Raw genomic sequence first — 6604 nt, 5'->3', positions numbered from 1 at the left:
GCGCTTGAAAGAGGAACCGTTATTTGCTATTTATTAAGCGATGCTGCGCAGATAGCTTTATGGCCAACTGTAAAAAAACATTTAACTCCAGGTAAAGCATTATATTTCTCTCACGGATTTGGTATTACTTTTAACGAACAAACAGGCATCATTCCTCCAGCTGACGTTGATGTATTCTTAGTAGCTCCAAAAGGCTCTGGAACTTCTTTGCGTCGTATGTTCCTGCAAGGGCGTGGATTGAACAGTTCATTCGCTATGTTCCAAGATGCAACCGGAAAAGCAAAAGATCGCGTTATTGCTTTGGGTATCGCTGTTGGAAGCGGTTATTTGTTTGAAACAGATTTCAGAAAAGAAGTGTTCAGCGATCTTACCGGTGAACGTGGAACCTTAATGGGTTGCATTCAAGGTATTTTTGCTGCGCAATATGAAGTATTACGCTCAAACGGTCACACTCCATCAGAAGCATTCAATGAAACGGTAGAAGAATTGACACAATCGTTAATGCCATTGGTTGCCGAAAATGGCATGGATTGGATGTATGCCAACTGCTCTACAACGGCACAACGTGGTGCGTTGGATTGGTGGAAGAAATTCCGTGATGCAACATTACCGGTATTCAACGATTTATATCAAAGCTACAGGAAAAGAATCTCAACGTTCTATCGACTTGAACTCTCAAGTAGATTATCGCGAAAAATTAGATGCTGAATTGAAAGAATTGCGTGAAAGCGAATTGTGGCAGGCCGGAAAAACTGTTAGAAGTTTGCGTCCCGAAAACAATTAATTTTTCAGGTAATTATTTATTCTATAAAGAGGTTTGGGATGAAAATCTCAAACCTTTTTATTTAAAAACGAAAATGTAATGAAACAAAGAATGAATTTAGCACAACTCGACCCTGCCGCTTACAAGGCTATGCGTGGTTTAGAAGAGTATATGGCCCAGTCCGAATTGGATATTCTATTAAAAGAATTAATTAAAATAAGGGCATCGCAGATCAATGGCTGCGCCTATTGCATAGAGATGCATGCATTAAAAGCCAGAGAAAACAAAGAAACAGAAAAGCGCATTTATGCCATTAGCGCATGGCGTGAATCACCTTTATTCTCTGAAGAAGAAAGAGCCGCATTGCAACTGACTGATGAACTTACCCGCCTTGGCGAAGAAGGGGTGAAAGACGAAACATATGATCAGGCTGTATCTATTTTTGGAGAGAAAAAATTAGCTCAAATCATTATGCAAATCATCACAATTAATGGATGGAACAGATTCGCCGTTTCTACCCGAATGACGCATAAAAGCTAAAGTCTTCAAAAATTATTGTTTTAAATGAAAATTACCTTGCATCGTAGATTGTCTCGATGCATTTTATTTTAATTCATCCGTAATGAGTTATAATTGAGGCCCATTTTTAGTAGCTCGGAAATATAGTGTATAAATTTTCAATGCTAATATTTTTAGTAGTATTTTAGCTAAAATATTTAGTTATGAATTATACACCCCAAGACCTCAAAACGAATCTTTATACCTATCTGCTTATTCTCCATCCCGATGAATCGGTGAATGAAAAAATAATGGAACAGAAAAAATATTTTGCTAAAAAATATGAATGTCCGTCCTGCCTTTATTCCAAGCCGCATATTACCCTAATAAAATTTTTTCACCTAGCCGCTATTGAGTCGCTATGCATAAGAAGAATCAACAATTTTGCTAGAGGTATTACTCCTTTTCCCGTTCAATTAAATGGCTTCGGCAGTTTTCCGTCGCACACTATTTATTTTAGTGTGCAAACGAAAAATGAAATTATTGATCTGGTGAAAAGCTTGCGCGGCCTCCACCTGCCCTTAAAAATTGATAAAGATTTCCAACCGCATTTCATTACCGAACCACATATTACACTGGCGAGAAAATTGCTGCCCTGGCAATTTGAGCAGGGTTGGCTGCAATGGCATCAACAAGACTTCTTGGCAAAATTTATGGTCAATGAAATGACACTACTCAAACGTAGAGATATGAAAAGTAAATATCAAATCGTAAGAAATTTTTGTTTTGAAGGAAAACCGGAACAGGTTCAGCAGACATTACTTTTTTAATCAATTTAAAAATATTTTTATGAATTACGAAAGGGAAGAAACAAAAACGAACGAAACTTATTTAAAAGGACGTGGTGCCCAAGTCAATACAAAAAATCGCTTCTTAAAAAATGAAATTGTGCGCGAACACATAGAAGGCATAGATGATTGGAGCGACCCGAACGTTGCTACACAGTTTATTGAAGTAGAGGCTAAATCCATTGTCAATAAAGTAGATAGCCCGGATTTAAGCATGATGTATAGCATGAATCCCTATCAAGGTTGTGAACACGGTTGTATTTATTGCTATGCTCGTAACTCTTTTGAATACTGGGGATATAGTGCTGGTCTTGACTTTGAGCGAAAAATATTGGTCAAAAAGAATGCGCCACAATTGCTTCGTAAATTTTTAATGAACAAAAAATGGGAAGCAGTGCCCATCTCCCTTAGCGGAAATACAGATTGTTACCAGCCTGCTGAGAAAAAATTTATGCTCACAAGACAAATACTAGAAGTTTGCAACGAGTTTAACCAGCCAGTGGCCATGATTACAAAAAATTCAGGCATATTACGCGACAGAGATTTGCTAGTAGAAATGTCAAAGAAAAAATTGGTAAGCATTCTTATTTCTATAACCTCTTTCGATGAAAAGATCCGTCGGAGTATGGAACCGCGAACCACTACCGCTAAACAAAGATTAAATGTGATAAAAGAATTAAGTGAGGCGGGAATACGCATGGGTGTAATGTTAGGACCAATGATTCCCGGTTTAAATGAACACGAAATGCAACATATCATGAAAGCGGCAAGTGAGGCCGGGGCTACTTTCTCAGCATATACATTTATTCGCTTAAATGGTGCTATCAAATTACTATTTCACGATTGGTTATATAAAAATTTCCCTGACCGAGCCGATAAAGTTTGGCATTTAATTGAACAAGGACATGGAGGACAAGTTAACGATTCAAGGTATGGCACAAGAATGCGAGGAGAAGGGCCAATTGCCGATCTGGTTCGACAGCAATACAAAAAATACAACCAATTATATCATCTAAACGATGAACGTTGGGAATTGGAAGCGGCACAATTTAAAAGGCCGGGGGAGCAACTGCGCTTATTTTAAAATATAAGTCTAAATTTCCAATAACTAATAAGTAATTGCTTTTTACTTTTTACATTTGACAGATGAATATAGAATTCGAAAAAGCCGCAAAGCGCTTAAAAGGCGTTGTCAATAGAACACCATTGCAACGCAATGCCGTATTGTCAAGGAAATACGATTGTAACGTCTATTTAAAAAGAGAAGATTTACAAGCAGTACGCTCTTACAAAATTCGGGGTGCGTATAATATGATCAGTACTTTAACCGAAGATCAAATTAAAAATGGAGTCGTATGTGCAAGTGCGGGTAATCACGCACAGGGCTTTGCTTTCAGCTGCGATAGACTGAACATAAAGGGGGTGGTTTTTATGCCGAGCATTACGCCCAAGCAAAAAATCCAACAGACAAAAATGTTTGGCGGAGACCATATTGAGATAAAATTAATTGGTGATACTTTTGACGATTGTGCGAATGCAGCCAAAGAATACACGAAGGAGCACAATATGACATTCATCCCTCCTTTCGACCATGAAAAAATAGTGGAAGGGCAAGGGACGGTAGCCATAGAAATTTTGGAAGATCAGCCAAATGTTGATTATTTGTTTGTACCGGTGGGCGGCGGCGGGCTGTCTGCAGGCGTAGGGTTGTATTTTACACAGCATTCACCCCATACAAAAATTATAGGTGCTGAACCCTTAGGTGCGCCTTCTTTAACAGAAGCCTTAAAAGCCGATCATCCGGTACTCCTGGACTCTATCAATCGTTTTGTCGATGGAGCTGCCGTAAAAGAAATAGGGTGTTTAAATTTTGAAATTTTCAAACAAATAAGAGGAAAATGCCATTTGGTAGATGAAGGAAAAGTTTGTTCCACTATTTTGCAACTGTATAATACAGATGCGATAGTTGTAGAGCCCGCAGGCGCCTTATCCATTGCTGTCTTGGACGATTTTAAAGAGGAGATTAAAGGTAAAAACGTCGTTTGCATTGTCAGTGGCAGCAACAATGATATCGACAGAATGCCCGAAATTAAAGAGCTATCTCTACAATATGAAGGATTGAAACATTATTTCCTGATTCGCTTTGCACAACGTCCGGGCGCGTTACGTGAATACCTTAATTTGGTCCTTGGCCCCAATGATGATATTTCTCGCTTTGAATATGTACACAAAACCAACAAAGAACATGGTCCGGCATTGGTCGGTATAGAGCTCATAGATAAAAATGATTATGGTTCTTTAATTGAACGAATGAAAAAATACAATATTGACTTTACAGAATTGAATAAAGACGATATTTTGTTTGGGTATTTAGTGTAAGGGATAAGCGTTTTAGGTTTGTCAAATAAAATACACGCCGTCGTTATCGGCCTTTTTCTTTGCAACCAATGAGAATTTGTGAATAATCTTTATTATTCTATTATTTTAATTATACAAAGCAGATAATGATTTTATTGGCTATCGCCCTTTATTTCTTTATCTATGCAAATGTAAATAATACTGCTTGACGCTACTAAAGCACTGCTTATACTTGATTGTTGCCTTGCCTTAAGCTTCCATATGGTATGGTCTGTTTTGCAAGTCGAACTTAAATTTGAATAACCATAATTGAAAGTGATGGTTTCGTCGTAAGTATTTCTAAACTGCATGTCCCATTGCCATTTTTCCGCATACTCATTATATGATGCTATTCTTACTCTATATTCTATTTCAGGGTAGCCAACATTGTGTTTCCATTCACCCCATTCGTTTTTCTGAAAGTTTGTTGTAAATGAAAATGACGCAAAGCACATCAGTACAATTGTAATTAAAAGGAGAAATTTTATCGATTTCATTTGGATTATTTTTAAAATATAATGCCTACTCTATTAGTCTCTTTTCGGCTTACGAGATTTTGTTGTTTACCGAGAAACCTTCTCTAAGTAACAGATGTATTTAGTAGACATCACAATAATTTTCAACAATGAGGTTAAGTAACGTTACTAGTGTGGAAGCTTGGTCAGCGTTTGCCTCTTCATTTAGAGGAATGTCAATTGTTTTTATTTGATTATCTGTATCTATATAATCTATTTCAAGAGTAGGAAAATAATGTGTGCCTCCACAACCGTGAGAAAAAGGCGATCCACGGTTAATTGCTCTAACATCTCTTATCCCTTTAATAGGAATTCGTTTAAGAACCAGGTGACTATCTAAAATGGTCTTATTATGGGAACAGCCCCACAAACCCTTGGCTTTGAAAATAAGGCTACAACCTGCTACTTTTACCTCATAACTATCATAATGAAACAAGTCGTCAGCATGTAGCTGTGTCCCATCAATAAAAACAGAGTAGTAAGCATAATAATCGCCAGGTCTCCAATCCCAATCATTCCCATCTTTTATGCCACAAGCTAAAGTATATTCAATTTCGGAATTAGTATTTATAAGTTCGGCCGCAGAAACATAATTATTAAAAAATGTTTGGATAGTAGAATTCAACCTAGATAAAGTAAGTTTGTTCTGCCCAAATACAAAAATCGTATTACAAAATATTAGAAACAATAAAAGAGTTTTTTTCATGAATTCTTATTATTAAATATTTATTGTGGCTCTACCTTAAATTCTATTACTTTATAGCCTTTATTTTTATATTGCGTAATAATTTTTTTTCGCTCTTCACCAGCTTGATAAGCGTTCACAAACCGATAGCCATCCTTGTTTGTTGCTATAAAGCTGAACTTATATTGGTAAGATTGACTACCAAAGAGTTTTTTCCCTACATCTTTCAGCGATTCTTTTATGCTCCATTTTATGTTATCCATATTATCTTTACCTCCGGTAAAATCATCACCGTCAAATACTTTACTTACATACAAAACATTGTTAGTAGAATATGCTCCTCGGTCATCTGAGGTATAAGCAAAACAATAAGATTGAGAAAATATGTTTGCAGAAAGTAGTAAAAAAACACAAAATAGAAATATTCCCTTTTTCATATAAATTTAATTTTGATTTGTCTATTCTATTACCCCTTTTTAGCTTACGAGTTCTTTTTCAGTGAATAACCAGTTTGTGCGGACCCTACCATTATTTATTAATATACTTCTTTTACCGGCGGGCAATTATATGAACCTAAATCGTTAAAAGCCTTTATCATTCTATCTAATAGGTTTGGCTCTAAGATCCAGTCCATATATAAATACACATAGTCTCTAATCTCTGCGCCAGAGCCATCATTATAATCTCTGGTAATGGGTCTTTTTAATTTAATTTTAATAGCCACAGTAACATCCTTTTCAGTAAGCCTAACGGCACTACAAATATTGTCGAAATATATATTCTGGTTTTTCGGGAAACCATTAGTTCCATCATTATCCGACATAGAAAAGCCAATTTGGCTAGCATCTTTATAATATTTATAAAACCGTTATAAATTATTAAAGATGCCGAGAGTGAC

8 protein-coding genes and 1 pseudogene are annotated in these 6604 nt (G+C 36.4%); 5 read left to right on the top strand and 4 right to left on the bottom strand.

Going from position 1 to position 6604, the window contains the following annotated elements; translation table 11 throughout:
- The 5 genes and pseudogenes from ACQR30_RS12375 to ilvA all read left to right on the top strand — a co-directional run.
- Window positions 1-708, top strand: a pseudogene (locus ACQR30_RS12375) (ketol-acid reductoisomerase); the annotation flags it as partial.
- A 154-nt stretch (window positions 709-862) separates the two neighbouring features.
- Window positions 863-1303, top strand: a complete 441-nt coding sequence (locus ACQR30_RS12370; protein ID WP_429735538.1) for a carboxymuconolactone decarboxylase family protein — start codon at window positions 863-865, stop codon at window positions 1301-1303.
- Between the two features lie 182 nt (window positions 1304-1485).
- Complete coding sequence (locus tag ACQR30_RS12365; RefSeq protein ID WP_429735536.1) at window positions 1486-2091, top strand: 2'-5' RNA ligase family protein; 606 nt, start codon at window positions 1486-1488, stop codon at window positions 2089-2091.
- Window positions 2092-2110: 19 nt separating this feature from the next.
- Window positions 2111-3193: a PA0069 family radical SAM protein gene (locus tag ACQR30_RS12360; RefSeq protein ID WP_429735534.1), complete on the top strand. Its 1083-nt coding sequence runs from the start codon at window positions 2111-2113 to the stop codon at window positions 3191-3193.
- Window positions 3194-3255: 62 nt separating this feature from the next.
- Window positions 3256-4488: a threonine ammonia-lyase gene (gene ilvA, locus ACQR30_RS12355; protein WP_429735532.1), complete on the top strand. Its 1233-nt coding sequence runs from the start codon at window positions 3256-3258 to the stop codon at window positions 4486-4488.
- A 131-nt stretch (window positions 4489-4619) separates the two neighbouring features.
- Here ilvA and ACQR30_RS12350 read toward each other — a convergent pair whose 3' ends face one another.
- From ACQR30_RS12350 to ACQR30_RS12335, 4 genes are all read right to left on the bottom strand, one after another.
- On the bottom strand, window positions 4620-5003 hold the full coding sequence (locus ACQR30_RS12350) for a hypothetical protein (protein WP_429735530.1): 384 nt from the start codon (window positions 5001-5003) through the stop codon (window positions 4620-4622).
- Window positions 5004-5103: 100 nt separating this feature from the next.
- Window positions 5104-5727 (bottom strand): hypothetical protein, encoded by a 624-nt coding sequence (locus tag ACQR30_RS12345; protein WP_429735527.1) that lies wholly within the window; start codon window positions 5725-5727, stop codon window positions 5104-5106.
- Window positions 5728-5747: 20 nt separating this feature from the next.
- Window positions 5748-6143 carry a hypothetical protein gene (locus ACQR30_RS12340; RefSeq protein ID WP_429735525.1) on the bottom strand — a complete coding sequence of 132 codons (396 nt, stop codon included), beginning with the start codon at window positions 6141-6143 and terminating at the stop codon, window positions 5748-5750.
- Window positions 6144-6241: 98 nt separating this feature from the next.
- Complete coding sequence (locus tag ACQR30_RS12335) at window positions 6242-6529, bottom strand: hypothetical protein (RefSeq protein ID WP_429735523.1); 288 nt, start codon at window positions 6527-6529, stop codon at window positions 6242-6244.
- Window positions 6530-6604: the final 75 nt, after the last annotated feature.

This window comes from Arachidicoccus sp. (assembly GCF_050436765.1).
Classification (GTDB): domain Bacteria; phylum Bacteroidota; class Bacteroidia; order Chitinophagales; family Chitinophagaceae; genus Arachidicoccus.
This window is presented reverse-complemented; position numbering and strand designations above follow the sequence as displayed.

Bases quoted from the DNA above. Each gene is read 5' to 3' on its own strand.
- ACQR30_RS12370 (WP_429735538.1), top strand. From the start codon at position 863: ATGAAACAAAGAATGAATTTAGCACAACTCGACCCTGCCGCTTACAAG.
- ACQR30_RS12365 (WP_429735536.1), top strand. From the start codon at position 1,486: ATGAATTATACACCCCAAGACCTCAAAACGAATCTTTATACCTATCTG.
- ACQR30_RS12360 (WP_429735534.1), top strand. From the start codon at position 2,111: ATGAATTACGAAAGGGAAGAAACAAAAACGAACGAAACTTATTTAAAA.
- ilvA (WP_429735532.1), top strand. From the start codon at position 3,256: ATGAATATAGAATTCGAAAAAGCCGCAAAGCGCTTAAAAGGCGTTGTC.
- ACQR30_RS12350 (WP_429735530.1), bottom strand. From the start codon at position 5,003: ATGAAATCGATAAAATTTCTCCTTTTAATTACAATTGTACTGATGTGC.
- ACQR30_RS12345 (WP_429735527.1), bottom strand. From the start codon at position 5,727: ATGAAAAAAACTCTTTTATTGTTTCTAATATTTTGTAATACGATTTTT.
- ACQR30_RS12340 (WP_429735525.1), bottom strand. From the start codon at position 6,143: ATGAAAAAGGGAATATTTCTATTTTGTGTTTTTTTACTACTTTCTGCA.
- ACQR30_RS12335 (WP_429735523.1), bottom strand. From the start codon at position 6,529: ATGTCGGATAATGATGGAACTAATGGTTTCCCGAAAAACCAGAATATA.